This window comes from Bradyrhizobium sp. USDA 4341, from assembly GCF_054063755.1.
Genome location: NZ_JBSSGO010000002.1, coordinates 6,236,744 through 6,262,626 on the forward strand (window position 1 = coordinate 6,236,744; position 25,883 = coordinate 6,262,626).

The 25,883-nt window shown below is 65.0% G+C and carries 19 protein-coding genes and 1 pseudogene; 10 read left to right on the forward strand and 10 right to left on the reverse strand.

Annotated features, from left to right (window positions below):
- Window positions 1–57: 57 nt before the first annotated feature.
- Window positions 58–2,604 (reverse strand): glycogen/starch/alpha-glucan phosphorylase, encoded by a 2,547-nt coding sequence (locus ACVIGB_RS35605; protein WP_456719153.1) that lies wholly within the window; start codon window positions 2,602–2,604, stop codon window positions 58–60.
- Window positions 2,605–2,813: 209 nt separating this feature from the next.
- On the opposite strand from ACVIGB_RS35605, the gene ACVIGB_RS35610 reads away from it, so the two are divergent.
- The gene (locus ACVIGB_RS35610) at window positions 2,814–3,047 is read left to right on the forward strand and encodes a hypothetical protein (RefSeq protein ID WP_456719152.1); all 234 of its coding nucleotides are present in this window, start codon (window positions 2,814–2,816) and stop codon (window positions 3,045–3,047) included.
- 276 nt (window positions 3,048–3,323) lie between these two features.
- Here the strand turns inward: ACVIGB_RS35610 and ACVIGB_RS35615 are convergent, their stop codons facing one another.
- Window positions 3,324–3,617, reverse strand: coding sequence for a GIY-YIG nuclease family protein (locus ACVIGB_RS35615; RefSeq protein WP_092122885.1), 294 nt, complete (start codon window positions 3,615–3,617; stop codon window positions 3,324–3,326).
- 196 nt (window positions 3,618–3,813) lie between these two features.
- Between ACVIGB_RS35615 and ACVIGB_RS35620 the strand changes: the two genes are divergently transcribed.
- Window positions 3,814–4,245, forward strand: a complete 432-nt coding sequence (locus ACVIGB_RS35620; RefSeq protein WP_456719151.1) for a hypothetical protein — start codon at window positions 3,814–3,816, stop codon at window positions 4,243–4,245.
- 19 nt (window positions 4,246–4,264) lie between these two features.
- Here the strand turns inward: ACVIGB_RS35620 and ACVIGB_RS35625 are convergent, their stop codons facing one another.
- Together ACVIGB_RS35625 and pyrE are read right to left on the reverse strand one after the other, a co-directional pair.
- The gene (locus ACVIGB_RS35625) at window positions 4,265–5,062 is read right to left on the reverse strand and encodes a DUF2865 domain-containing protein (protein ID WP_456724997.1); all 798 of its coding nucleotides are present in this window, start codon (window positions 5,060–5,062) and stop codon (window positions 4,265–4,267) included.
- A gap of 370 nt (window positions 5,063–5,432) precedes the next feature.
- Complete coding sequence (gene pyrE / locus ACVIGB_RS35630) at window positions 5,433–5,996, reverse strand: orotate phosphoribosyltransferase (protein ID WP_092122894.1); 564 nt, start codon at window positions 5,994–5,996, stop codon at window positions 5,433–5,435.
- A 213-nt stretch (window positions 5,997–6,209) separates the two neighbouring features.
- Here pyrE and ACVIGB_RS35635 point away from each other — a divergent pair, with 213 nt between their 5' ends.
- On the forward strand, window positions 6,210–6,836 hold the full coding sequence (locus tag ACVIGB_RS35635; protein WP_456719150.1) for a glutathione S-transferase family protein: 627 nt from the start codon (window positions 6,210–6,212) through the stop codon (window positions 6,834–6,836).
- 186 nt (window positions 6,837–7,022) lie between these two features.
- On the opposite strand, the gene ACVIGB_RS35640 is transcribed toward ACVIGB_RS35635, so the two are convergent.
- From ACVIGB_RS35640 to ACVIGB_RS35665, 6 genes and pseudogenes are all read right to left on the reverse strand, one after another.
- The gene (locus ACVIGB_RS35640; RefSeq protein ID WP_223974893.1) at window positions 7,023–7,658 is read right to left on the reverse strand and encodes a LysE family translocator; all 636 of its coding nucleotides are present in this window, start codon (window positions 7,656–7,658) and stop codon (window positions 7,023–7,025) included.
- 237 nt (window positions 7,659–7,895) lie between these two features.
- Window positions 7,896–10,961 (reverse strand): DNA polymerase I, encoded by a 3,066-nt coding sequence (gene polA, locus ACVIGB_RS35645; protein WP_456719149.1) that lies wholly within the window; start codon window positions 10,959–10,961, stop codon window positions 7,896–7,898.
- 223 nt (window positions 10,962–11,184) lie between these two features.
- A complete protein-coding gene (locus ACVIGB_RS35650) occupies window positions 11,185–11,922 on the reverse strand; it encodes a response regulator (protein WP_456719148.1) in 738 nt (245 codons plus the stop codon).
- Window positions 11,919–13,667, reverse strand: coding sequence for an ATP-binding response regulator (locus ACVIGB_RS35655; protein ID WP_456719147.1), 1,749 nt, complete (start codon window positions 13,665–13,667; stop codon window positions 11,919–11,921). Before ACVIGB_RS35655 ends, ACVIGB_RS35650 begins: the two co-directional genes overlap by 4 nt.
- Window positions 13,637–15,703 (reverse strand): ATP-binding protein, encoded by a 2,067-nt coding sequence (locus ACVIGB_RS35660; protein ID WP_456724996.1) that lies wholly within the window; start codon window positions 15,701–15,703, stop codon window positions 13,637–13,639. Before ACVIGB_RS35660 ends, ACVIGB_RS35655 begins: the two co-directional genes overlap by 31 nt.
- 34 nt (window positions 15,704–15,737) lie before the next feature.
- Window positions 15,738–16,726 (reverse strand): annotated as a pseudogene (locus ACVIGB_RS35665) (TRAP transporter substrate-binding protein).
- A gap of 194 nt (window positions 16,727–16,920) precedes the next feature.
- Here ACVIGB_RS35665 and ugpB point away from each other — a divergent pair.
- The 7 genes from ugpB (at window position 16,921) to ACVIGB_RS35700 (ending at window position 25,881) form a co-directional block, all read left to right on the forward strand.
- Entirely contained in the window at window positions 16,921–18,240 is a 1,320-nt protein-coding gene (gene ugpB / locus ACVIGB_RS35670) for a sn-glycerol-3-phosphate ABC transporter substrate-binding protein UgpB (protein ID WP_456724995.1), read from the forward strand.
- 449 nt (window positions 18,241–18,689) lie between these two features.
- On the forward strand, window positions 18,690–19,643 hold the full coding sequence (locus ACVIGB_RS35675; protein ID WP_456719146.1) for an aminoglycoside phosphotransferase family protein: 954 nt from the start codon (window positions 18,690–18,692) through the stop codon (window positions 19,641–19,643).
- Between the two features lie 246 nt (window positions 19,644–19,889).
- The gene (locus ACVIGB_RS35680) at window positions 19,890–21,512 is read left to right on the forward strand and encodes an ABC transporter substrate-binding protein (RefSeq protein ID WP_456719145.1); all 1,623 of its coding nucleotides are present in this window, start codon (window positions 19,890–19,892) and stop codon (window positions 21,510–21,512) included.
- Between the two features lie 363 nt (window positions 21,513–21,875).
- Window positions 21,876–22,889, forward strand: a complete 1,014-nt coding sequence (locus tag ACVIGB_RS35685) for an ABC transporter permease (RefSeq protein WP_092122920.1) — start codon at window positions 21,876–21,878, stop codon at window positions 22,887–22,889.
- Window positions 22,890–22,899: 10 nt separating this feature from the next.
- On the forward strand, window positions 22,900–23,799 hold the full coding sequence (locus tag ACVIGB_RS35690; RefSeq protein WP_229167812.1) for an ABC transporter permease: 900 nt from the start codon (window positions 22,900–22,902) through the stop codon (window positions 23,797–23,799).
- Window positions 23,800–23,896: 97 nt separating this feature from the next.
- Window positions 23,897–25,681 (forward strand): dipeptide ABC transporter ATP-binding protein, encoded by a 1,785-nt coding sequence (locus ACVIGB_RS35695; protein WP_456719144.1) that lies wholly within the window; start codon window positions 23,897–23,899, stop codon window positions 25,679–25,681.
- A 20-nt stretch (window positions 25,682–25,701) separates the two neighbouring features.
- Entirely contained in the window at window positions 25,702–25,881 is a 180-nt protein-coding gene (locus ACVIGB_RS35700) for a DUF4089 domain-containing protein (protein ID WP_456719143.1), read from the forward strand.
- The last annotated feature ends 2 nt before the right edge of the window (window positions 25,882–25,883 follow it).

A 25,883-nucleotide genomic window follows, 5' to 3' on the forward strand; every position in this document is an offset into this window, starting at 1 on the left:
CGGGCTATCGTGCCGGATTCAATGATGTCGGACGTCATCGATTTCCGCGTCCCGGGATTACCCCTTCGCCTCGCGCTGGTTGTCGAGCTGCGGCGAGGCGCTCGGGTGCACCGGCACATGCCAGATGTCCTCGGCATATTCGCGGATGGTGCGGTCGGAGGAGAACCATGCCATGCGCGCCACGTTGAGGATCGAGGCGCGGGTCCAGGCCGGAGGCACCTGCCAGCGCGCGTCGATGCCGCGCTGCGCGTCGTAGTAGGAATCGAAATCGGCCGAGACCATGTAGTGGTCGAGGTAGCGCAGCGCGTGCCCGATCGAGGCGAAGCGCGCGGCATCGCCCGGCGAGAACTCGCCACTCTCGATGGCGCGGATCGCGCGCTCGAGCCGCGGCGATTTGCCGATCACGTCGCTGGCATCGAGCCCCTGCTTGCGGCGGACCATGACGTCGCCGGCCTCGAGGCCGAAGATCGCGATGTTCTCCTCGCCGACATTGTCGCGGATTTCGATATTGGCGCCGTCGAGCGTGCCGATGGTCAGCGCGCCGTTCAGCGCGAGCTTCATGTTGCCGGTGCCCGAGGCCTCCATGCCGGCGGTCGAGATCTGCTCGGAGAGATCGGCGGCGGGGATGATCACCTCGGCGAGGCTGACATTGTAGTCGGCGAGGAAGGCGACCTTCAGCCTGCCGCCGAGCGAGGCGTCATTGTTGACGATTTCGGCGACGTCGCTGATCAGCTTGATGATCAGCTTGGCGTAGCGGTAGCTCGCCGCCGCCTTGCCCGCGAAGATTTTTACGCGCGGCACCCAGTTCGCCGCCGGATCATCCTTCATCGCGTGATACAGCGCGATCGTCTCCAGGATGTTGAGCAGCTGCCGCTTGTATTCGTGGATGCGCTTGATCTGCACGTCGAACAGCGCCGACGGGTCGACCTTGATGTGGTTGCGCTCGCCGATCAGCCGCGCCAGCGCCAGCTTGTTGTGATGCTTGACGTCGCGGAAGCGCTTCTGGAATTCCAGATCGCTCGAGTGGGGCTCGAGCCGCTCGAGCAGCGAGAAGTCGTCGAGCACGGCCTCGCCGCAGGTCTCGCGCAGCAGCGCGGTCAGCCGCGGGTTGGCCAGCATCAGCCAGCGGCGGAAGGTGATGCCGTTGGTCTTGTTGGTGATGCGCGACGGATAGAGATGATGGAGGTCGTGGAACACGGTCTCCTTCATCAGGTCGGAATGCATCGCGGAGACGCCGTTGATGCGATGCGAGCCGACGAAGGCGAGCTGGCCCATCCGCACGCGGCGGCCGCTGCGCTCGTCGATCAGCGAGACCGAGGCGCGGTATTCGATGTCGCCGGGGAAGCGCTCCTCGGCGAGCGCCAGATGGGCCACGTTGATGCGGTAGATGATTTCGAGATGCCGCGGCAAGAGCCGCTCGAACAGTTCGACCGGCCAGGTCTCGAGCGCTTCCGGCAGCAGCGTGTGATTGGTGTAGGACAGCGTCGCGACCGTGATCTTCCAGGCCTCGTCCCAGCGGAAATTGTGCAGGTCGACCAGGATGCGCATCAGCTCGGTGACTGCAAGGCTCGGATGGGTGTCGTTGAGCTGCACGGCCGCCTTCTGCGCGAGGTTGCGCAGGCCGCCGTCGGAGGCGAGATGCCGCTTCACGAGATCCTGCAACGAGGCCGAGACGAAGAAATATTCCTGGCGCAACCGGAGCTCGCGGCCCGCCGCGCTCTCGTCGTTCGGATAGAGGAATTTGCAGATCGCCTCCGCGCGCGCCTGCTCGGCGCTGGCCGAGACGTAGTCGCCGGTGTTGAAGACATCGAGCTGGAGCGGGTCGGGGGCGTGCGCGGACCAGAGGCGAAGCGCGTTGACGTGCTTGCCGCGCCAGCCGACGATCGGCGTGTCGTAGGCCATCGCTTCAACGGTTTCCGCCGGATGCCAGGTGGCGCGGTCGCGGCCGCGCTCGTCGACATGCTCGACATGGCCGCCGAAGTGGACGTTGTAGACCACCTCCGGCCGCTGGAATTCCCAGGGGTTGCCGAAGGCGAGCCACTCGTCGGGATATTCCTGCTGCCAGCCCTGGTTCATGATCTGGCGGAACAGGCCGAAATCGTAGCGGATGCCGTAGCCGGTCGCGGGGATCGCCAGCGTCGCCATGCTCTCCATGAAGCAGGCCGCGAGCCGGCCGAGACCGCCATTGCCGAGCGCCGCGTCCGGCTCGCATTTGCGCAGGTCCGAGAGATCGACGCCGAGGTCGCCGAGCGCGGCCTCGAACAGCGGCAACAGTCCCATATTGTTCAGCGCGTCGGTGAACAGGCGGCCGATCAGGAATTCGAGCGAGAGATAATAGACGCGCTTGGAGCCGGCGTCGTAGGTCTGCTTCTCGGCCGTCAGCCAGTGGTGCACGATGCGGTCGCGCAGCGCCAGCGCCGCCGCCTTGTACCAGTCACGCCTGGTCGCCATGCCGGCGTCCTTGCCGATGGCAAGCCGCAGCTTGGCGAGGATCGCGCCCTTGATCTCGGTCAGCGCCAGCTCGTCGATCGGCTGGTTCAATGCCGGGTAGTTTGTTTGTTCGTGCAAAGCGCTCAATCCCTGCCGTTCAGACTTCCGGATCATGATGCGATCATATTGTCCGGATCATGCCCCAAGTCGATGATACGCGCGTTGCATGGCAATCGAAACCGCCCGAAGCGTTGCCGTGCCTAGCGCTGCCGACATTTTATGCAAGGACCGGGCCGATTCAGGGGCCTTCGGAACCGTCATTGCCGGTGCTACGATCGGCCGTGAGAGCCGGGATTTTGCGACGATTTGGCGGAGGATGCGTGATGAGACTCCTGATCGAGATCGCGGCCGCGGCGTTGCTCATGGTGTGTATCACGGCGACCAGCGCAGCCTATGCGGCGGGCAAACCGGGCCGCAGTGCCGACGGCCTGAGCTGCAGCTTCAGCGTGACCCCGAACGCCTCGCCGGCCGCGCGCTGCGCCGCCATCAAGCGGCAATGCGGCGGCAAGTTCTACGCGAATGCCTGCGGTGACAAGCTGCTGTCCGCAGCGAATTAGGTCGCCGTACAACGCGCCTTCACGCGCAATCGGAAACACCGTGGTGATACGGATTTCCAAGCCTTAACAAGTTCTTTACAAACACAGCTGTCGCTCGTGGGGCGGGCACATTTTTCCAGCTCCGACGCATTTCATTCCGAAGCAATTTTCAACGGGCCGCTGACTTAGTCAGCGGCCCGATTGCTTTGTGGGCAGACATCTGCGTGACAGAGCGATGATGCTCGCTGCCGCCTCCGTCGTCGTCCTGGCGAAAGCCAGGACCCATTACCCCAATAGTCAGATGAGGCCCGACAGGTCGTTCCAATCCGGGTTTTCAGCTTCGATCAGCTTGATCTTCCAATCCCGCTTCCAGAACTTCAGTTGCTTCTCGCGGGCGATCGCTTCCTGCGGTGTGGCGAATTCCTCGAGATGGACGAGACGGAACGTCTGATATTTGTAGACAAACTTGGATCCGCGGCCTGAACGATGCAGTTCGAGCCGGGTGCGAATGTCGTTGGTAACGCCGATGTAGAGCGTTCCGTGATGGCGGCTCGCGAGGACGTAGACGTAGTAGCTGCTTGCAGCGCTCATGGTTTGGCCCAAGCTCGCGAGACGGCGACCAGCCGGGGTAATGGGTCCTGGCTTTCGCCAGGACGACGTCTGAGGGACGATCCATCAACCAATCAGAACGAATTAAGAACACTTTAGCAAGTCTTTGATATATCATTGTGATTCGGCGCCTGCGCCGACACAATATCTATGGTCTCTCAGTCTCCGCGAGGACTACATGTCCACCATCGCCTTTGATCAATTCGCTCTGACCCGGATTGCCGATTTCGCGCGGTCGCTGTCGCGGCTGCATCAGGCCTCGCGGCGCCAGCCGATCGACGACGACCAACTCGACCGCGAGTTCAATGCGGTCTGCATGTCGATCTGGGGCTACACCACGGATGATTTCAGCGACGAGCTGTTCTCGAACGAGGATCACGCCTGGCTCGACTCGCTCGACGAGGCGCATGCGCGCATCTTCGCCGGCGAGCAGGGTTACGACCTCGTCGACGATCACGGCATGCTGATGGACTGGTGGGGCTATTGCTGGATGATCCTCGCCGAGAAGCGCGGCCTGCTCAACCCGGAGAACCGCGCCGCCGCGCGCGCCGCGATCGAGGAGAAGTACATGGCCGCGCCGAATGTGATCGGCGTGATCGTGGCGCGCTGAGTGGCGCAGCTCGAAGCCGTCAGTTCGCTTCGGCCCGCTTGGCGGGCTTTGCGGCATTGCCCTTCGGCACAACAGACGTCGGCGCCGACGGCGCGACATCGCGGCTCGTCTCCGGCAGCGGTGCGTCGCCGGCGATCTCGGCGCTGACGGGAGCGACCTTCATTTCGCCGAGCCGCGCGCGCACCGCCGCGGTCAACCCGGGATAGGAGGCGATCGGCGTGAAGTCGAACGACTGCTCGTTGCCGACGCGGACGCCGGTGTAGGCGACGAGGCCGTCGGTGGTCGCGATCACGTCGCCGGCACGCAACGAGGCATCGAGCGCGAGGTCGACCGGCGCGAGCCCGGCCGGGTCGCGGCCGTTGCAGGTGCAGTCGGCGCGCAGCGCCTTGCGATAGGCGAAGGCGTTCTCAGTGTCGGCGTAGCGCTCACCGGTGGTCGATGCCGAGCTGTCGATATGGCTGCCGTAATAGACCTTGGTCGCGCTCGCTGGACAGAACGCCTGGCAGAGCTGCGCCGGCGTTGCGTTGCCGCGCATCGTCAGCGGAAAATACTTGCCGTCGCAGCTGCGCACGCAATAGGCCGGCCCGGAACCGGCCACACGCGGCGCCGAGACCGGCGCGGACGTCTGCCGTTCCGGCTGCTGGTTGAGACCGAACGGATCGGCGAAGAAATTGGCTTGCGGCGGGGCCTGCCGGCCCTGCTGCTTCTGGGAACCGCCGAAGAAGAAGTCGAACAGCCCTTCGGCCGAGACGGGAGCGGGCACGACCAGGACGGAACCCGCAAACGCAGCGGCGGCAAGCATCACGCGGCGCCGCATGCGCCGATCACTCAACTCTGTACGCAACGCCAACTCCACCCGACGCGCCTCGCCGCGGCGGCAAGGTGCCCCGGCGGATTCACCATAGTGCCGGATGGTAAACGAGCGATTGATCAGGGGTGACGGCGTCACAGGAAGGTGAGGTTGGGCGGACTCCTCTTCACCTCGCCCCGCTTGCGGGGAGAGCATAGGCCGCCTCCGGCGGCCGTCCTCAAGAACGCCGAAGCAAGGCTTCGGCTATGTCGCATGAGCGGAGCGGAATGCGATCCGGGTGAGGGGGTACAGGTCTCACCGCGTTCACGGCTCGTGGGGGCAGCCCCTCACCCCAACCCTCTCCCCGCAAGAGCGGGGCGAGGGAGAGGAAAGAGCCTCAGTCCTTCAGGAACTCGCCGGCCTTGTACAGCGCGCGGAACGGCAAGCCGGCCTCGGCGAATGTCTCGGTCGCGCCTTCCTCGCGGTCGACCATGGTGAAGACCAGTGCGATCTCGCCGCCGGCTTCGCGCACGGCTTCCACTGCCTTCAGCGCGGAGCCGCCGGTCGTGGTGACGTCCTCGACGATCACGATGCGCTTGCCCGCCAGGCTCTCGCCCTTGGCGAGCCCTTCGACGGCGAGCCGCGCGCCGTGCTCCTTCGGCTTCTTGCGCACAAAGAACGCAGCGATCGGATGACCCTTCAGCCATGACAGTTGCGCGATGGCGCCGGCGAGCGGCACCGCGCCCATCTCGAGCCCGCCGACGAAATCGAGCCTGTCGTCCTTCAGCGCCTCATAGGTGAGCTCGGCGAGCAGCGCCGCGCCTTCGGGATCGAGCATCGTCGGCTTCAGGTTGAAATAGAAATCGCTCTTGCGGCCCGACGCCAAGGTGATCTCGCCGCGGCCGAACGAGCGCTTGCGGATGATCTCGGCGAGGCGGGCACGGGAGGCTGATTTGGACAAAGGCTTTTCCCTTGGGAGTTCTTTGAGGCTTCTGAAGCGGCCGGCAATCTATCGGCGGTCTCCCGCACATTCCAGCGGGTAAATCCCGCCGTCAACAGTGCCCGCGCCGCCATTTTCAGCGCAGCCGTGTGCGGAAAGCGCGGTTGTGCGGTCGTTGCAATCCCCGTAAGCAGGCGCCAAAGACTCGGCCAAACACTTGCACGGGAAGCGGAAATGACCATCGAGCTGCACACCTGGAACACCCCCAACGGCCGCAAGATCTCGGTGGCGCTGGAGGAGATGGGGCTGCCCTACAAGGTGATCCCGGTGAATATCGGCAAGGGCGAGCAGATGGCGCCCGCGTTCCTCGCGATCAGCCCGAACAACAAGATCCCGGCGATCGTCGATCCCGATGGTCCCGGCGGCAAGCCGGTCAGCATCTTCGAGTCCGGCGCGATCCTGCTCTATCTCGGCGAGAAGACCGGCAAGTTCCTGCCGAAGCCGCTGGCGGAGCGGATCCCGGTCTATGAGTGGCTGATGTGGCAGATGGGCGGTTTCGGCCCGATGCCGGGCCAGGTGCACCATTTCATCGCGCTGGAGAACGAGCAGGACCGCGCCTATGGCCTGAAGCGCTACATGGCCGAGACGCGGCGGCTCTACGGCGTGCTGGACCGTCGGCTGGAAGGCCGCGAATTCGTCGCCGGCGATCTGTCGGTGGCCGATTTCGCCATCCTCGGCTGGGCCTGGCGCCATCCGCGCCACAAGGTCGACCTGGCCGACTTCCCCAACGTCAAGCACTGGTACGATGCGCTGATGGCCCGCCCGGCGACGAAGCGGGGCATGGAGGCGAAGCTGGATTGAGGGCGGTGTCATTGCCGGGCTTGACCCGGCAATCCATCCTCTTCGCAAATACGCTTTAGTTGCCGCCCGCTTGGGCGGGCGATGGATGCGCGGGTCCCGTCTACGCCAAGGCTTCGACGAGGCTAACGGTCTGAGGCGCGCCGAACCTTTAGCGAAGGCGGCAAGCCCGCGCATGACGAGTTGGGCTCACGCCCTTCTTGCCTCGAGCGCCATCTTCATCGCGAGCCCCGCGAGCACCGTGCCCATCAGCCAGCGCTGCACCAAGAGCCAGGTTGGGCGGGTGCCGAGGAACACCGCGATCGAGCCGGCGGCGAGCGCGATCATCGCATTGACGCTGACGCTGATCACGATCTGGATCGAGCCGAGCGCGAGCGACTGCGTCAGCACGCTGCCGCCGGCGGGATCGATGAATTGCGGCAGCAGCGCGAGATAAAGCATCGCGATCTTCGGGTTGAGCAGGTTGGTGATGAAGCCCATCGCGAACAGTTTGCGCGGGCCGTCGACCTTCAGCGCCTTGACCTGGAACGGCGAGCGGCCGCCCGGCTTCAGTGCCTGCCACGCCAGCCAGAGCAGATAGGCGGCGCCGGCGAAACGCAGCGCGTCATAAGCGTAGGGGATTGCAAACAGCAGCGCGGTGATGCCGAACGCTGCGCACAGCATGTAGAACACGAAGCCGAGCGCGACGCCGCCGAGCGAGACGATGCCGGCCGCCGGACCCTGCGTGATCGAGCGCGAGATCAGATACATCATGTTCGGCCCGGGTGTCAGCACCATGCCGAGGCAGACGAGCGCAAAGCCGAGCAACGCGGATGTGTGGGGCATGATGGGTCTCGCGAGGGATACGCACACTTCTAGCGTGTCATCCGCCGCGCGGCCATGTTGGAATTGCTCTCGGAGCAATGCGGTTCGGCAAGCGAGATGCGAGGGCTCCCTCTCCCGCTTGCGGGGGAGGGCGGGGTGGGGGTGTCTCCGCGCAGAATCTTTGAGCGGAGAGAGCCCCCACCCGCCGCGCTCTTTGAGCGCGTCGGCCTCCCCCGCAAGCGGGAGAGGCGAAGAAAGCTAATGCGCCTCGTCCCAGTTATTGGCGGCGCGAGCGTCGACCTGCAGCGGCAGCGACAGGATCACCGCCGGGAACGGCGCGTCCTGCATCACCTTCTGCACCACCGGCAGCGTTGCAGCGACCTCGTTGTCGGGCACCTCGAAGATCAGTTCGTCGTGCACCTGCAGCAGCATCTGCGCCGAGAGCTTCTTCTCGGCGAGTGCGTCCTCGACCCGGATCATCGCGCGGCGGATGATGTCGGCCGCGGTGCCCTGCAAGCGCGCGTTGATCGAGGCGCGTTCGTTGAAGGCGCGCACCGAGGCGTTGGACGCCTTGATGTCGGGGTAGTAGCACTTGCGGCCGAACAGCGTCGTCACATAGCCGTTGCGGCGGCAGAAGTCCTTGGTCTCGTCCATGTAGGCGCGGATGCCGGGAAAGCGCTCGAAATACTTCTTGATGTAGGCGGAGGCTTCCTCGCGCGCGATGCCGAGCTGGTTGGCGAGGCCGAACGCCGAGATGCCGTAGATGATGCCGAAATTGATCGCCTTGGCGCGGCGCCGCACCTCGCTCGGCATGTCCTTGATCGGCACGCCGAACATTTCGGAAGCGGTCATGGCGTGAATGTCGAGCCCGTCGCGGAACGCCTGGCGCAGCACCGGCACGTCGGCGATCTCCGCGAGCAGCCGCAGTTCGATCTGGGAGTAATCGGCCGACACCAGCTTGTGGCCCGGTGTCGCGATGAAGGCGCGGCGAATCTTGCGGCCGTCCTCGGTACGAACAGGGATGTTCTGCAAATTCGGCTCGTTCGACGACAGCCGGCCCGTGGTGGTCGCAGCCAGCGCGTAGGTCGTGTGCACGCGATGGGTCTGCGGGTTGACGTAGGTCGGCAGCGCGTCGGTGTAGGTCGATTTCAGCTTCGAGACCTGGCGCCACTCCAGAATCTTCTTCGGGAAGTCGTGGCCCTGCTCGGCGAGATCGTCGAGCACCTGCGCGGTGGTCGACCAGGCGCCGGTCTTGGTCTTGGTGCCGCCGGGCAATCCCATCTTGCCGAAGATGATGTCGCCGATCTGCTTCGGGCTGCCGACGTTGACCGGCTCGCCGGCGATCTCCTGGATCTCGGCCTCGACGCGCGCCGCGGTCTGGGCGAAATCGCCCGACAGCCGCGACAGCACCTGGCGATCGATCGAGATGCCGCGCCGCTCCATCCGCGCCAGCACCGACACCAGCGGCCGCTCCAGCGTCTCGTAGACCGTCGTCATCCGCTCGGCGACAAGGCGCGGCTTCAGCACGCGCCATAGCCGCAGGATCAGGTCGGCGCTTTCGGCCGCATATTCGGTGGCCTTGTCGATCGTGACCTGATCGAAGGTCAGCTTGCCCTTGCCGCTGCCGACGAGGCCGCCATAGCTGACGACGGCATGCCCGAACCAGCGCTCGGCGAGCGCCTCCAGCGCATGCGATCCGCGGCCGGCATCGAGCGCGTAGGACATCAGCTGCGCGTCATCGATATTGCGCAGCGTGACGCCGTGCTGCGCCAAGGTCACCGAGGTGAACTTGACGTTGAAGCCGACCTTCTGGATGCCGGCGGACTCCAGCAGCGGCTTCAGCGCCTTCAGCGCGTCGGCGGTCTTGATCTGGCCGGGCGCGAGGCCGGCATCGAACAGCCCGGCGCCGCCACCGGCCTGCCGGTGGCTGAGCGGGATGTAGCAGGCGTCGTTCGGCGCCACGGCGAGCGCCAGTCCCGACAGCTCGGCCTGCATCGGGTTGATCGATTCCGACATCGCCTCGATCGCGATGTAGCCAGTGTCGTGCGCGCGCGCGACAACGGCGTTGAGCTGATCGAGACTGCCGATCGCCTGGTAGGCCTTGCGATCGAAGCCGGCCTTGCGGATCGCTTCGCCGCGGGCCTCGGCCAGTGTTGCCGGCGTGCCCTTCAGGCTGGAGTTCTTGTCGTCGCGCGCGCCGGTCGGCTTGGCGCGCTCCTTCGTTGGCGAGCCCGCCGGCGCGGCGGCTGACGGTGCGTCGCCCGGCGCGGGCGTCACATCCGACGGCGGCAGCGGCGAGAACACGCTGGCGCCGCTCTTGTTGCCGGGGTCGGCATCGACATTGGCGGGGTCGATCTGCGCATAGTCGGCGACGCGGCGGGTGAGGGTGGAGAACTCCATCGCCTTGAGGAAGGCGATCAGCCGGCGCGAGTCGGGCTCGTGCACCGCTAGGTCGTCGAGCGGGACCTCGAGATCGACCTTGTCGTCGAGCAGCACGAGCTGGCGCGAGATGCGCGCCTTCTCGGCGTTCTCGAGCAGCGCCTCGCGCCGCTTCGGCTGCTTGATCTCGCCGGCGCGGAACAGCAGCTGATCGAGATCGCCATACTCGATGATCAGCTGGGCGGCGGTCTTGATGCCGATGCCCGGCACGCCGGGCACGTTGTCGGTGGAATCGCCGGCCAGCGCCTGCACCTCGACCACCTTCTCGGGCGGCACGCCGAATTTCTCGATCACCTCGTCGCGGCCGATGCGGCGATCCTTCATCGTGTCGTACATCACGACCTTGTCGTTGACGAGCTGCATCAGATCCTTGTCGGATGACACGATCGTCGTGGTCGCGCCGCGCTCGGTGGCGAGCCGCGCATAGGTCGCGATCAGATCGTCGGCCTCGAAGCCGGCCTGCTCGAGGCAGGGTAGCTCGAAGGCGCGCACCGCCTCGCGGATCAGGGCGAATTGCGGGATCAGATCGTCGGGCGCCGGCGGCCGGTGCGCCTTGTAGTCGGGATAGAGCTTGTTGCGGAACGTGATCTCTGATTTGTCGAACACGATCGCCAGATGGGTCGGCCGGTTGTCCTCCGGCATGTCGCGCAACAGCTTCCACAGCATGTTGCAGAAGCCGAGCACGGCATTGACCTGCAGCCCGTCGGACTTGCGGTTCAGCGGCGGCAGCGCGTGATAGGCGCGGAAGATGTAGCCCGAACCGTCGACCAGGAAGACGTGGTCGCCCTTGGCCGTGGGCTTGCTCGCAACCGGCTTGGCGGCGACGGGCTTGGCTGCGGTGTTTGGGGCGGGCTTTGCGGGGTCTTGGGAGGCTGTTTTCGGCATGGCCGAAACTTAGGGATTTTTGCGCGGATTGACAGCCTTAGTGTCGCTGAATCCGCCCGTGCCACACAACGATTTGTCGTCCTGGCGAAAGCCAGGACCCATCACCCCAAATATCTGTTGCTGGATCCGCTGGGGCCCCAGCTTCACCCAACTGAGACACTCGTGGTTATGGGTCCTGGCTTTCGCCAGGACGACATGAAGAGGTGGGACAGCGTTCGCGACGCTAAGCCTTGTCGCCGGTCGGCGAGAACAGATAGCCGCCGCCGCGGATGGTCCGGATCACCGACGGCTTGGTCGGATCGAATTCGATCTTGCGGCGGATGCGCATGATGCGCAGGTCGACGGCGCGGTCGAAGGCTTCCGCGTCGCGCGCATTGGCGAGTTCCAGCAGCCGCTCGCGCGACAGCACGCGCTTCGGATTGGCCGCGAACACCTTCAGCAGGCCGAATTCCGAGGCCGTCAGCGGATGCTCATTGCCCTCGTCGTCGCGCAGCGCCTGGGCCTCGAGATCGAGCCATTTGGTGCCGAACCGCACCAGCTGCTCCTTTTCGGCCTTCGCGTTCGCCGGCTGCGGCGCGGCGGTCTTCGCAGGCCCACTCCGCCGCAGCACCGAGCGGATGCGCGCCATCAGCTCGCGCAGTTCGCAGGGCTTGGCCACGTAATCGTCGGCGCCGAGCTCGAGCCCGACCACCCGATCGATCGGGCTGGCAGTAGCTGTCAGCATGATGACGGGCACGTTGATCTTGCTCTTGAGGTCGCGAATGATCGACAGACCATCCTCCTCGGGCATGTTGAGGTCCAGCACCACGAGATCGGGGGTGCTGCTCTCGATCTCCTTGCGCAGGCTCTTGCCGCCATCGCACAGCGTCACGCCGAAGCCGTGCATCTTGAGGTAATCGCCGACCATCTCGCGGGCCGGCGCCTCATCGTCGACGATGAAGATATGCGGGTTCTGGTTCATGATGTCTCTGTCGCCGGCAGTGTAACCGTAAAGGTCGACCCCTGTCCGGGGCCCGGGCTCTGTGCGGTCACATGGCCGCCATGCATGTCGATAATGCGCTTGACGATGGAAAGGCCGAGGCCGGTCGAGCTTTCGCCCGCGGTCGGCTTGGCCGACAGCCGCTGGAACCGGCCGAACAGCCGGCCGAGATCCTCGGGGCTGAGGCCGGGGCCCTGGTCGGCGATCCGGATCACGGTGTCGTCACCCTCGTGGCTGACCGCGACCGTGATCTTGCCGCCGATCGGCGAGTACTTGATGGCGTTGCTGACGAGGTTGTCGATCGCCTCGCGGATCCGGTCGGCGTCGCACATCGTGACGAAGTGCTGCAGCCCCGAGACCGAAATGCTCTGCTGCTTGTTGACCGCCGAGGGCAAATTGGTCTCGGTGACCTCGTTGACGAGGGCCGCGACGTCGACCGGCTCGCGGCGGATGGTGATGTCGAAGGCGTCGGCCATCGCATCCGAGATCAGGTGGTCGACCATCGAGGTCAGCCGCTTGGTGGCGTCCCTGATGTGCTCGACCTGGGCGGTGACGTTTTCCTTCGGCGAGCCGGCGCCGATCAATTCGGTCAGCATCTCGGTGCGGCCGAGGATCACGCCGAGCGGATTCTTCAAATCGTGGGCGACGGTGCCGAGGATCTCGTTCTTGAAGCCGTTGGCGCGCTGCAGCCGCAGCCATTGCGCCGACAGCCGCCGGTTCGCCTGCATCAGCGCGCGGGTGCGCTGCGTGACGCGGTCCTCGAGCTGGGTGTTGGCCTCGTGAAGCTGCTGGTAGAGGATCACGTTGTCGAACGCGATCGACAGCCGGCTCGAGAAGATCTCGACCAGCGCACGGTCGGTGTCGGAGAGCTGGCGCTCGGCCTGCAGCAGCACCACGACCTCGCGACCGCTGCCGGTGCGCGAATAGAGCACGCTGCGGTGGTCGGCGAACTCGTTCTTGCGGCGCTGGAAGGCTTCCTCCACCATGTGCCGCAGGTCGGGATCGAGCGCCTTCGAGGACGTGGTGCCGATGAAGCGGCTGTAGCAGCCCGAGCAGGCCAGCACCGAGAAATCGGCGGCGGCCGAATTACCGTCGTCGCGCAGCACCAGGATGCCGGCGCAGTCGACATTGAGCAGCGAGGCGAGTTGCGTCAGCACGCCCTCGGCCAGCCGCTGCATCGACTTGAAGTCGTACAGCGTCGAGGCCGCGTCGATGATGATCTCGAGGCCGCGCCTGGTCTGCACCATGCGCTCGAGCTGCTGGTAGCTGCGCAGCGCGGCCGTCAGCGAGGTGAACAGCTTGTCGGCGGTGAGCTCGGTCTTCGCCTTGTAGTCGTTGATGTCGTATTGCACGATGACACGCCGCTCCGGCGCCTGGCCGGGCTGGCCGGTGCGCAGGATGATGCGGACGGTCTCGTTCTTGATCTCGTTGCGGATGTATTCGACGAGCTCGAGGCCGGCGACGTCGGTCTCCATGATGACGTCGAGCAGCACGGCTGCGATGTCGGGATTGTCCCGCATCACCGTGCGGCCTTCGGCCGCAGAGTAGGCCGACAGGATCTCCAGCGTCGCGCCGTTCAGATTGTAGTCGCTGAGCGCAAAACGGGTGCCTTCGTGGACGGCGTGATCGTCGTCGATCACGGCGATCTTCCATTTCCGTACCGGCGAGTCCTCCGGGGGGCTCTCGGTGTCGTCGATCAGTTGGAGGACATCGTCCTGTTCGGCCATTGACTGGTTCCGTCGGCTGCTGCGTCAGTGATCGTGGGCTCGCCCATGGCAGCCCCTTTGGCGATCCTGGGCATGATAATGCGAAAAGTGGTGCCTTGTCCTACCCTTGACTCCAGCATCATGCGTCCGCCGAGCTGCTGGGTGACGAGGTTATAGACGATATGGAGGCCGAGGCCCGTACCACCTTCGTTGCGTCGCGTCGTAAAGAACGGGTCGAACGCCTGTCGCTGCACGTCCGGCGTCATGCCAGCTCCGTCGTCTGCGAAGATGATCTCGACATCATCAGCGCCACGGCCGCGCGCCGAGATCGTGATGTTGCCGGAGCGGCCGTTGGCGAAGGCATGATTGACGGCGTTGAGGAAAAGATTGGTTAAGATCTGGCCATAGGCGCCGGGATAGCCGTCGATCAGGAGCCCGTCGGGCACATCGACGGACAGCGCGATCTGGGCCTTCTTCAGCACCGGCCGCAGGCTCGCCACGATCTGGTCGGTCGATTCGCTCAAGGCAAACTGGCGGCGTTCGGCATGCGAGCGATCGACGGCGACCTGCTTGAAGGACTGGATCAGTTCGCCGGCGCGTTGCAGGTTCGAGACCAGTTGCTGCGATGCGTCACGCGAGGCGCGCACGAATTCGTCGAGCTTGGAGCGGCGCAGCGGCTCGGTCTTCAGGTCGTTCTCGAACATCTCGCTGCGGCGGGCAAAGCTCGAGGCTACTGTGAGGCTGATGCCGATCGGATTGTTGACCTCGTGGGCGACGCCCGCAACGAGCCCGCCGAGCGCGGCGAGGCGCTCGGCATCGATCAGGTTCTGCTGGGCGGCGTTGAGCTCGAGCAGCGCGCTCTCGGCCTTCTCCTTGGCGCTGCGCAGCTCGTCCTCGGTCTTGCGCTTGGCGATCGCGTTCTCGCGGAACACCTCGACCGCACGCGCCATGGCGCCGACCTCGTCCTTGGCCGAGGTGCCCTGCACCGGCCGGTCGAGGTCGCCCGAGGTGATGGTGCGCATCGCGGCCATGATCTGCGCCAGCGGCAGCCGGATCGACAGTGCGATCATGACGCCGGCCGACATGATGACGCCAAGGAAGATCACGGCGATCGACAGCACCCGGCGCGAGATCGATGTCAGCGTCTTGTCGAAGGTCTCCTGCGCCTTCTGCTCGCGCTGGCGCATCTTCACAGAGAGCTCGTCGATCGCGCCGATCGCGTCGGCCTGGCTGGCATCGATCGAGTTGCGCAACAGATCGGTGCGACTGGTGAGCTGTTCGCTGAGCTTGCCGAGCCCGTCGCGCAGCTCGGCGGTCTTGATCTTGAGCCGCGCCAGCGCCATGCGCTGCAGATCGTTCTCGGCCAGATCGGTCATGACGGGAATCGTCTTCTCGATCGTATCGATGTTGCGGCGGGCTTCCTCGGCCGACGAGGAGGCAAGCGAGAGGTAGTAGGCGTTGGCGGCGACCAGCAGCGAGGTGAAGGCTTCGCGCGACTTGCCGAGCGCGGGCCAGATCAGTGCGTCGCGATGGCCGGTGGCGCCCTCGATGATCGAATAGAGCCCAGCCATGTCCCTGGTCGGCGTCAGCACCTCTTCGTCATAGGTCTTGGAGATCGTGGTCTGCACGGTGCGCAATTCACCGAAGCCGTCGAGGAAACGGCTGGTGACGCGCTCCAGCTGCTCGACCGAGCCCGACAGCATCGGGTCGGTCGAGGCCCGGTTGGTCAGCGTGCCGAGCACGGCCTCGCGCAGCAGCAGGATTTCCGCGAACAGGTCCGGGCTTGGCTGGTTGATGTAGCGATGGATCAGGTTCTGCAGACGGCTGGTCTCGCTTTCGAGCTTGGCCAGGATCTTGTCGGATTCCCGCACCTGGCGGACATCCTCCCAGGCCGAGCCGAGCACCTTCGAGCCGTTCCAGATCAGCACCGCGAGCACGATCACGACGGCGGAGTTGAGCAGCGCGATCGAAAGAATGCGCCAGCGGATCGGCACCGCACGCAGCAACTGGACGATGCGGAAGCGGCCCTGCGGCCCAAAGGCCGCCCGCCGTCGCATCGTCCCGTCCTGTTTGGGCGCGTCCAAGATCCGGTCACTCCATGTTGCGGATGCGTTCGATCAGCGCAGCTATCGCCGGATCGCGCTCCGCCTTGGCATAGATGCCGGCCATCGCCGCCTCGAACGGCTTGCGGTCGAAATCGGTCACGACCTTGACGCCGGCCTGCTCCGCCTGCTTGCGCGAGTGCTCCTCGAGCTCCCGCCACTTCTCGCGCATGTAGAGGCTGGAGCGCTGCGCGGCTTCGCGGAAGATGATCTGCTCATCCGGCGTGAGGCTGGCCCAGGCCTTGCGCGACATCACCAGCACTTCGGGGCTGACGGTGTGCTGGGTCAAGGTGTAGTAGCCGGCGTATTGTAGTGGCCGGTGGTGACGAAGGACGGCCAGTTGTTCTCCGCGCCATCGATCAGCCGGTTGGCGAGCCCGGTCAGCACCTGGCCGTAGGCCATCTGGATTGGCTCGGCGCCGAGCGCGCGGATCATGTCCGACATCTGTGCGGATTGCTGCACACGCAGCCGCAGCCCCTTGAGGTCGTCGAGCGAACGCACCGGGCGGACGCTGTTATAGATCGAGCGGGCGCCGGAATCGTAGAAGGTCAGCCCGACGAAGCCATGGGCCCCGAGACTGTTCAGGATCTCGTTGCCGATCGGCCCATCCAGCACATGCTGCAGGTGCTCAAGGGATCGAAACAGGAACGGCATCGCCAGCACGTTCACGGAAGGCACCATGGTTCCGATCAGCGCGACATTGGTCCGGTTCAGATCGATGGCGCCGGCCCGGGTCTGCTCCAGCGTCTCCTTTTCCTCGCCGAGCTGGCGGGAATGGAAGACCACGATGCGGTGCCGGCCGCCGGTGCGTTCGGCGATCAGGCGGTCCATGTAATTCAGCGCCTGGACCGTCGGATAGTCTTCATTCTGGGTATCGGCGGTGCGGAATTCGCGCGCAAAGGCACTCGCCGAGACCGCTGTCCATAGCAGCGCGACGGCAAGCGTTATTGTCCGCGAAAGGCCGGCGCGGCGATACACAGGCTACAATTCCCCTTGTGATTTGAGTCCGGGGCGGGAGGAAAAGGTTCAACGCTTTTAGCAGAATGGCGGTGGTTCGCCCATCTGCCAAACGTTAAAACCGCGCTGCAACCTGCGGTGTCGATTGAATTTGCGGTTGTAGCACCGTATGACCGCGTGTTGGCATCCGGGAACGGCTGGTCGTGAAGTTCGCCTTGAAGCTCGCCTTGAAGCTCCCGCACCTTGTCGTCGCGGCCCTTCTGCTTGTGGCACCGGCACGAGCGGCGACCGAGATCATGTGGTGGCACGCGATGTCGGGCGAGCTCGGCAAGCAGCTCGAGAAGCTCGCCGCTGACTTCAACGCCTCGCAATCCGACTACCGCATCGTGCCCGCCTACAAGGGCAACTACACCGAGACCGTCACCGCGGCGATCTTCGCCTTCCGTTCGCGCAGCCAGCCGGCGATCGTTCAGGTCAACGAGATCGCCACCGCAACCATGATGGCGGCGCGCGGCGCGATCTATCCGGTGTTCGAGCTGATGCGCGATCAATCGGAGGCGTTCGCGCCACAGGCCTATCTGCCCGCGGTGGCAGGCTACTATGCCGATGTCGACGGCAACATGCTGTCGTTCCCGTTCAACGCCTCGACGCCGATCCTCTACTACAACAAGGATATGTTCCGATCTGCCGGGCTCGATCCGAGCGAGCCTCCGAAGACCTGGCCGGAGCTCGGCGTCGTGGCTAAGCGGCTGCGTGCCGCGGGTGCGATGTGCGGCGTGACCACGTCATGGCCCTCCTGGATCAATGTCGAGAACTTCTCGGCCTTTCACAACCTGCCGATCGCGACCAAGGCCAACGGCTTTTCCGGGCTCGACGCGCAGCTGATCTTCAACAACCCGCTGGTGGTGCGCCACATTGCGCAGCTCGCGCAGTGGCAGGCCGACAAGACCTTCGACTATAGCGGCCGCGGCCAGACCGCCGAGCCGCGCTTTCAGAAGGGCGAGTGCGGCATCTTCATCGGCTCGTCGGGCACGCGCGCCGACATCAAGGCCAATTCGAAATTCGAGGTCGGCTACGGCATGATGCCGCATGATCCCGACGTGCAAGGCGCGCCGCAGAACTCGATCATCGGCGGTGCTACGCTGTGGGTGCTGCGTAACCGGCCGCGCGCCGAATATGCCGGGGTGGCAAAATTCTTCGCCTATCTGTCGCGGCCCGAGGTGCAGGCCGCCTGGCATCAGAACACCGGCTATTTGCCGATCACCCGCGCCGCGTTCGATCTCAGTCGCACGCAGGGATTCTACGAGCGCAATCCCGGCGCCTCGATCTCGATCGAGGAGGTCACGCTGAAGCCGCCGACCGACAATTCCAGGGGCATCCGGCTCGGCTCGTTCGTCCTGATCCGCGACGTGATCGAGGAGGAGCTCGAGCAGGTGTTCACCGGCAAGCGTTCGGCGCAGGCCGCGATGGACAACGCCGTCGAACGCGGCAACCGCCTGCTGCGCCAGTTCGAGCGCGCCAATCCGGACCGGTGAAGGGCTGTGCGTTGTCGTAACCTCCCCTTGAAAAGGGGAGGTCGCTTTGCTCGCCAGAGCAAAGCGGGTGGGGATCTGGTTTATCCGCTTGCAGTGTCGCCTGCGGCAGACCCCCATCCCGACCTTCCCCCTTTCAGGGAGAAGGAGAAGAGTTCGCGGCCCGGATGAGGCGAAGCGAAATACGGTGCCGGTTATGCGTTGCCTTTAAAGCGGGTGGGGATCTGGTTTATCCGCTTGCAGTGTCGCCTGCGGCAGACCCCCATCCCGACCTTCCCCCTTTCAGGGGGAAGGAGAAGAGTTCGTAGCCCGGATGAACTTCCCGTCATTGCGAGGAGCGAAGCGACGAAGCAATCCATTCGCGCTACAAGCGGCGCCATGGATTGCTTCGCGGAGCCTGTCATCCGGCGGCGCTTCGCGCCGACCGGGTGGCTCGCAATGACGGTTGACACATGATCGCTTCGCTTCCACCCATCACCGACTACGACAGCTACCGCGCCTGGCGCGGCGACGCGTCGCGCTGGCTGCCGGTCGCGCGCAACATTGCCGATCGCCACGAGCTGTCCTGTGGCGCGCCGCACGTGTTCTCGACCGGCACCAACCTCGTCGTCGGGCTCGACGGTGAGCTGATCCTGAAGCTGTTCCCGCCGTTTCTGCGCCCGCAATTCGTGTCCGAACGCGGCGCGCTCGCACAACTGCGCGGACGGCTCGGCATTCCGATCCCCGACCTTGTCGCCGAGGGCGAGCGCGACGGCTGGCCCTATCTCGTCATCACCGGCCTGTCCGGCACCGTCGGCTCGGAGGTGTGGCCATCGCTGTCGGAAGCCGAACGCGAGCGCGTGCTCGGCGAGATCGGCGCCGTGATTGCCGAGGTGCAACGCGTGCCGCCCGGCAGCCTGCTTGCGATCGAGCCGCGCTGGGAGGCTTTCATGCGTGGGCAGATCGCGCAGTGCCGGGCGCGGCATGAGCGGCTCGGCCTGCCGGCGAAATTCTTCACCTCGCTCGATGATCTCCTGCGTGACGCCGCCGAATTGATCCCGATGCACACGCCGCCGGTGATCCTGACCGGCGAGTACATCCCGGAGAATTTCCTGCTGGGCCGCCGGGCCGATGGCTGGCATGTCGCCGGCCTGTTCGACTTCGGCGACGTCCGGACCGGATGGGGCGAGTACGACCTGCTCGGCCCCAGCGCCTTCATGGCCGCCGGGCATCCGCGCCGGGTGCGCAGCCTGTTCGACGGCTACGGCATCCCGCGCGCCGAGGTGACGTTCACGCTGAAGCGGCGGCTGATGGCGCTGATGATGTTGCACTCGGCCAGCGATCCGCTGCGCCATATCTGCATCGCGGGCTGGCCGGATCGAGTCGAGGATCTCGTGCAGTTGCAGGAGTTGGTCTGGCCCGACTAGGTGTTTGGACGGCGATATCGATCATCGGCAAGAAAGCGAGCAGCGTCCAAGTTTTGCTTATCTATTAAGCAGACGGCCTTCCTTTGTATGCAATCCATGCCGCGCTGACCGGCCTCAGAACAAGATACCTTCGACGATTTCTCCTACAGCATCAGCGTGTTAGCGCCTCATAAGATTTCGTTAAGGGTTGGCACAATCCTTGCGATCTGAGTTCCAAGGCCGTTCTCAAGGGCGTTGGAGCATCACATGAAGCGTCGCGATTTCCTCAAATCGGTGTCCGGGCTCGCAGCGGGGGCGCTGGCGCCGACCGCGCCCGCGATCTGGTCGCCGGCCAAGGCCGACGCGCGCTCCGAGACGCTGCTGATCGTCTCCGAAGGCGGTCCCAACAATCTCGATATCCACGGCGTCGGCACCAACGTGCCCGGCTATGAAGTGTCGTGGAATTGCTACGACCGGCTGATCAGCCACGAGATGAAGAGCGGTCCGGGCGGCGTGCCCTATTACGACCGCGACAAGTTCAAGCCCGAGCTCGCCGAGGATTTCAACATCGGCGACATGTCGGTCACCTTCAAGCTGCGCAAGAACGCCAAATTCCACGACGGCACGCCGGTGATGGCGAAGGACGTCAAATGGTCGCTCGACCGCGCCGTCAGCGTCGGCGGCTTCCCGACTTTCCAGATGAGCGCGGGCTCGCTGACCAAGCCCGAGCAGTTCGTCGTCGTCGACGACAGCACCGTGCGCGTCGATTTCCTCAAGAAGGACAGGCTGACGATCCCCGATCTCGCTGTCATCGTGCCCTGCGTCGTGAACTCCGAGCTGGTGAAGAAGAACGCCAGCGAGAAGGATCCGTGGGGTCTCGAATTCACCAAGCAGCAGACCGCGGGCTCCGGCGCCTACAAGGTGACCAAATGGACCGCGGGCACCGAAGTCATCATGGAGCGCAACGACGACTGGGTCTGCGGTCCAATGCCGAAGATCAAGCGCGTGATCTGGCGCATGGTGCCGCAGGCCGGCAACCGCCGTGCGCTGCTCGAACGCGGCGATGCCGATATCTCCTACGAACTGCCGTTCAAGGATTTTCAGGAGATGAAGACGAACGGCAAGCTCAACGTGGTGTCGCTGCCGTTCTCCAACGGCATCCAGTACATCGGCATGAACGTGACCAAGCCGCCGTTCGACAATCCCAAGGTGCGGCAGGCGATGGCCTACGCGATGCCGTATCAGAAGATCATGGATGCGGTGCTGTTCGGCCTCGCCAACCCGATGTTCGGCGCGCCAAAGGACAAGCCGACCGAGGTCGCCTGGCCGCAGCCGACCAAGTATGTCACCGACATGGAAAAGGCCAAGGCGTTGCTCACTGAAGCCGGCTACGCCAACGGCTTCGAGACCACGATCTCGTTCGACCTGAACTTCGCAGGCGTCAACGAGCCGCTCTGCGTGCTGGTGCAGGAGAGCCTCGCGCAGCTCGGCATCAAGACCACCATCAACAAGGTGCCCGGCGCGAACTGGCGCACCGAGCTCACCAAGAAGGAAATGCCGCTGTTCACCAACGTGTTCTCGGGCTGGCTCGATTACCCCGAGTACTTCTTCTACTGGTGCTATCACGGCGACAATTCGATCTTCAACACGATGAGCTACAAGTCGCCGGAGATGGACAAGCTCATCGACGGCGCGCGCATCGCTGCCGCCAACGGCGACACCGCGGCCTACGACGCCGACGTCAAGGGTTTTGTCGATCTCGCCTTCGCCGACATTCCGCGCATCCCGCTCTATCAGCCCTTCGTCAACGTCGCGATGCAGAAGAACATCTCGGGCTACCAATACTGGTTCCACCGCCGCCTCGACTATCGCGCGATGGCGAAGGGGTGAGGCGGTGATGGAGATGATCGGCACTGTACCGGCGTATGCGGGTGAGGTGAGCACGTCTCTCTGGCTCCCTCCCCCCTTGCGGGGGAGGGTCGGGGAGAGGGGTACGCCGCATTCTCGTAAGAACGACATCGACCGAGATCGTGCCAAATCGTTTCGCCGCATCACGAACGACTCAGCGGGAGTGCGATTCCATCCGGCAACCGAGCAAGCGGCACCCCTCTCCCCGACCCTCCCCCGTCGCAAGTCGGGCCTGCCCGACTTGCGCAGATCATTGATGCGCACCCGGGGTAGACCCCGGGTGCGTGGGGGAGGGAGCCCTGCTAATCCCGTCGTGGCATTGCAGTCGCAAACAGCGAGGCGCGCATGCTGACCCTCATCGGCAAGCGGCTGCTGTTCGCGATCCCGTCGCTGATCGGGGTCGTGATCGTGACGTTCCTGCTGACGCGCGCGCTGCCGGGCGATCCCGCGGCGTATTTTGCGGGGCCTGCGGCGACCAAGGAGGCGGTCGACCAGATCAGGAAGAAGCTCGGCTTCGACAAGCCGCTGATCGAGCAGTTCGTCCGCTACACCAATGATCTCGCCCATGGCGATCTCGGCACCTCGCTCACCACAGGACAGCCGGTGGCCGCCGAGCTGCGCAACCGCCTGCCGGCGTCGGCCGAGCTCACTCTGCTCGGCCTCGTCGTCTCAATCGTGATCGCGATCCCGCTTGGGGTGCTGGCGGCGACGCGGCCGGGCTCCTGGATCGATCATCTCTGCCGCGTCACCACGACGGCGGGCGTGTCGCTGCCGGTGTTCTTCACCGGCCTCGTGCTGGTCTACGTGTTCTATTTCCGGCTCGGCTGGTCGCCGGCGCCGCTCGGCCGGCTCGACGTGTTCTATAGCGCACCGCCGACCGTCACGGGCTTCTACCTCATCGATGCGTTGATCGCGCGGGACTTCGAGGCGTTCCGTTCGGCGTTCAGCCAATTGATCCTGCCGGCGGTGACGCTCGCGATCTTCTCGCTGGCGCCGATCGCGCGCATGACGCGCGCCTCGATGCTGGCGGTGCTGGCGTCCGACTTCGTCCGCACCGCGCGCGCCAGCGGCCTGTCGCCCGGCAAGGTGATCGTGACCTACGCCTTCCGCAACGCGATGCTGCCGGTCATCACCACGCTCAGCATGGTGTTCTCCTTCCTGCTCGGGGCCAATGTGCTGGTGGAGAAGGTGTTCGCCTGGCCCGGCATCGGCTCCTACGCGGTCGAGGCGCTGATCGCGTCGGACTTCGCACCCGTACAGGGCTTCGTGCTGACCATGGCGGTCATGTACGTGCTGCTCAATCTTCTGATCGACATCCTCTATGGCGTGATCGATCCGCGCGTCAGGCTGGAAGGCTAGGGAGGGGCGTATGAGCAGCGTTGCACCGACCGTCGAACCCGCAGGTCCCGCCCGCACCTCCGGGCTTGCCGCAGTCTTCGAGCAGACCCGCTACGTGCTGGGCGAGAACAAGGTCACCGGCTTCGCCTTCGCGCTGCTGGTCGTGATCATGTTTGCGGCGCTGTTCGGGCCCTATGTGGTGCCTTATGATCCGCTCGCTTCGGACACCGCGGCTGCATTGAAGCCGCCGTCCGCCGCGCACTGGTTCGGCACCGACCAGCTCGGCCGCGACATCTTCAGCCGCGTCATCGTTGCAACCAGGCTCGACACCTTCATCGCGGTCGCTTCCGTCGTGCTGGTGTTCCTGATGGGCGGGCTGGCCGGCATCGCCGCCGGCTATTTCGGCGGCTGGACCGATCGCATCGTCGGCCGCATCGCCGACACCATCATGGCGTTTCCGCTGTTCGTGCTGGCGATGGGCATCGTCGCGGCGCTGGGCAACACCGTGCAGAACATCATCATCGCGACCGCGATCGTGAACTTTCCGCTCTACGCCCGCGTCGCACGCGCTGAAGCAAACGTCCGCCGCAATGCCGGCTTCGTGCAGGCGGCGCGGCTCTCCGGCAACGGCGAATACCGCATCCTGCTCGGGCACATCCTGCCGAACATCATGCCGATCATGATCGTGCAGATGTCGCTGACCATGGGCTATGCGATCCTCAACGCCGCGGGTCTCTCGTTCATCGGCCTTGGCGTCCGGCCGCCGACCGCGGAGTGGGGCATCATGGTTGCCGAGGGCGCCGGCTTCATGGTGTCCGGCGAATGGTGGATCGCGCTGTTCCCGGGCCTTGCACTGATGATCGCGGTGTTCTGCTTCAATTTGCTCGGCGACGGCCTGCGCGACATCGTCGACCCGCAGCGGAGGACGTGATGGCTGTCTCTGTACGGTGCCATGCCACCGCTGCGCTACTTTGCATGGGGTTGTTTTGCGGATTTTTGGATGACGCATCGCATGAGGAGAGCCGCGCATGACCGCCCAGCCGCTGCTCGACGTCAGCGACCTCACGGTCGAGTTCACGACGCGTCGCGGCATCGTCAAGGCGGTGCAGCACGTGAACATATCGGTCGGCAAGGGTGAGACCGTCGGCATCGTCGGCGAGTCCGGCTCCGGCAAGTCGGTGACGTCCTATGCCGTGATGCGGATCCTGGATCGCGCCGGCCGGATCGCCGAGGGTTCGGTGCTGTTCTCCGGCATCGACGTCAAGGCGGCAACCGAAAGCCAGATGCGTGATCTGCGCGGCCGCGAAGTCTCGATGATCTTCCAGAATCCGCGCGCCGCCCTCAATCCGATCCGCAAGGTCGGGCATCAGATCGAGGACGTGCTGCGCCAGCACGTCCAGCAGGCACAGGTCACCGATCGCGGCGAGACGGCGATCGAGGCGCTTGAGCAGGTCAAGATCGCGCGTCCGCGCGAGCGCTATCACGCCTATCCGTTCGAGCTGTCCGGCGGCATGTGCCAGCGCGTCGTCATCGCGCTGGCGCTGGCCTGCAACCCGCAGCTTCTGATCGCGGACGAGCCGACCACCGGCCTCGACGTCACCACCCAGAAAGCGGTGATGGACCTGATCGTGGAGCTGACCCGGCGCCGATCGATGTCGACGATCCTGATCACGCACGATCTCGGCCTCGCCGCCGCCTATTGCGACCGCGTCGTGGTGATGGAGAAGGGCCGCGTGGTCGAAACCGCGAAGTCCGCCGACATCTTCGCCGCGCCCCAGCACGACTATACGAAGAAGCTGATGCGCGCGACGCCGCGGATCGGGGTGTCGCTCAGGGATCTGCTGCCGGAGGAGGAGGCGAAGCCTCCGCAGCCTATCTCCGTCATGGCCGGGCTTGACCCGGCCATCCATCAATCTTCGCAAGATGCCTCTTCCTCGATGGACCCCCGGGTCAAGCCCGGGGGTGACGAGAGAGCGCAACCCCTCCTCCTCGTCGAAAAGCTCATCAAGGAATACCCCCGCCAGGGCGCGGGCTCGGTGCTCGCAAAACTGTTCGGCCGCAAGCCGCCGGTCGAGGAGGAGATCTTCCGCGCGGTCGACGGCATCAGCTTCTCGATCGACCCTGGCGAGAGCGTCGGGCTGGTCGGCGAATCCGGCTGCGGCAAGTCGACGACGTCGATGATGGTGATGCGGCTCTTGGACCAGACCTCCGGCCGCATCATGTTCGATGGCGAGGACATCGGCGGCATCATGCCGCAATCCTTCGCGCGGCTGCCGCGGCGCAGCCAGATCCAGATGGTGTTCCAGGATCCGACCGACAGCCTCAATCCGCGCTTCACCGCGGCGCGCGCGATCGTGGACCCGATCATGCAACTCGGCGACATCAGGGGGCGGGATGCGCTCCGCGACCGCTGCGAGGAGCTCGCAAGGCTGGTCGGCCTGCCGGTCAATCTCCTGGATCGCTTTCCGCACCAGCTTTCAGGCGGCCAGAAGGCCCGTGTCGGTATCGCACGCGCGATTGCGCTGCACCCGAAGCTCGTCATCCTCGACGAGCCGACCGCGGCACTCGACGTCTCGGTGCAGGCGGTGGTGCTCAATTTGCTGCAGGACCTCAAGCAGTCGATGGGCATGAGCTATTTGTTCGTGTCGCACGATCTCAACGTGGTGCGTCTGCTGTGTGATCGCGTCATCGTGATGCGCAGCGGCCGCATCGTCGAGCAGGGCACATCCGAACACGTCTTGGGCAATCCGCAGGATGCCTATACAAGGGAGCTGCTCACGGCGATCCCGCATCCGCCGTTGCCGGTGGCCTGAAAAAACTTATTGGGAGCGAAATGCACGATCATCTCGACGATTACATGAGCGCCGTCGCCCGGACGATGGCGTTGCCGCTGGAAGATGCCTGGCGTCCGGCGGTGCGCGCAAATCTCGAGGTCGCGCTGCGGCTGGCGCGGCTGGTCGACGACTTCCCGCTGCCTGACGACCTCGCGTCGGCCGCCGTCTATTCGACCTGAGA

Coding starts and splice junctions, on each gene's coding strand:
- ACVIGB_RS35605 (WP_456719153.1), bottom strand. CDS start 2,604: ATGATCCGGAAGTCTGAACGGCAGGGATTGAGCGCTTTGCACGAACAA.
- ACVIGB_RS35610 (WP_456719152.1), top strand. CDS start 2,814: ATGAGACTCCTGATCGAGATCGCGGCCGCGGCGTTGCTCATGGTGTGT.
- ACVIGB_RS35615 (WP_092122885.1), bottom strand. CDS start 3,617: ATGAGCGCTGCAAGCAGCTACTACGTCTACGTCCTCGCGAGCCGCCAT.
- ACVIGB_RS35620 (WP_456719151.1), top strand. CDS start 3,814: ATGTCCACCATCGCCTTTGATCAATTCGCTCTGACCCGGATTGCCGAT.
- ACVIGB_RS35625 (WP_456724997.1), bottom strand. CDS start 5,062: ATGCGGCGCCGCGTGATGCTTGCCGCCGCTGCGTTTGCGGGTTCCGTC.
- ACVIGB_RS35635 (WP_456719150.1), top strand. CDS start 6,210: ATGACCATCGAGCTGCACACCTGGAACACCCCCAACGGCCGCAAGATC.
- ACVIGB_RS35640 (WP_223974893.1), bottom strand. CDS start 7,658: ATGCCCCACACATCCGCGTTGCTCGGCTTTGCGCTCGTCTGCCTCGGC.
- polA (WP_456719149.1), bottom strand. CDS start 10,961: ATGCCGAAAACAGCCTCCCAAGACCCCGCAAAGCCCGCCCCAAACACC.
- ACVIGB_RS35650 (WP_456719148.1), bottom strand. CDS start 11,922: ATGAACCAGAACCCGCATATCTTCATCGTCGACGATGAGGCGCCGGCC.
- ACVIGB_RS35655 (WP_456719147.1), bottom strand. CDS start 13,667: ATGGCCGAACAGGACGATGTCCTCCAACTGATCGACGACACCGAGAGC.
- ACVIGB_RS35660 (WP_456724996.1), bottom strand. CDS start 15,703: ATGCGACGGCGGGCGGCCTTTGGGCCGCAGGGCCGCTTCCGCATCGTC.
- ACVIGB_RS35675 (WP_456719146.1), top strand. CDS start 18,690: ATGATCGCTTCGCTTCCACCCATCACCGACTACGACAGCTACCGCGCC.
- ACVIGB_RS35680 (WP_456719145.1), top strand. CDS start 19,890: ATGAAGCGTCGCGATTTCCTCAAATCGGTGTCCGGGCTCGCAGCGGGG.
- ACVIGB_RS35685 (WP_092122920.1), top strand. CDS start 21,876: ATGCTGACCCTCATCGGCAAGCGGCTGCTGTTCGCGATCCCGTCGCTG.
- ACVIGB_RS35690 (WP_229167812.1), top strand. CDS start 22,900: ATGAGCAGCGTTGCACCGACCGTCGAACCCGCAGGTCCCGCCCGCACC.
- ACVIGB_RS35695 (WP_456719144.1), top strand. CDS start 23,897: ATGACCGCCCAGCCGCTGCTCGACGTCAGCGACCTCACGGTCGAGTTC.
- ACVIGB_RS35700 (WP_456719143.1), top strand. CDS start 25,702: ATGCACGATCATCTCGACGATTACATGAGCGCCGTCGCCCGGACGATG.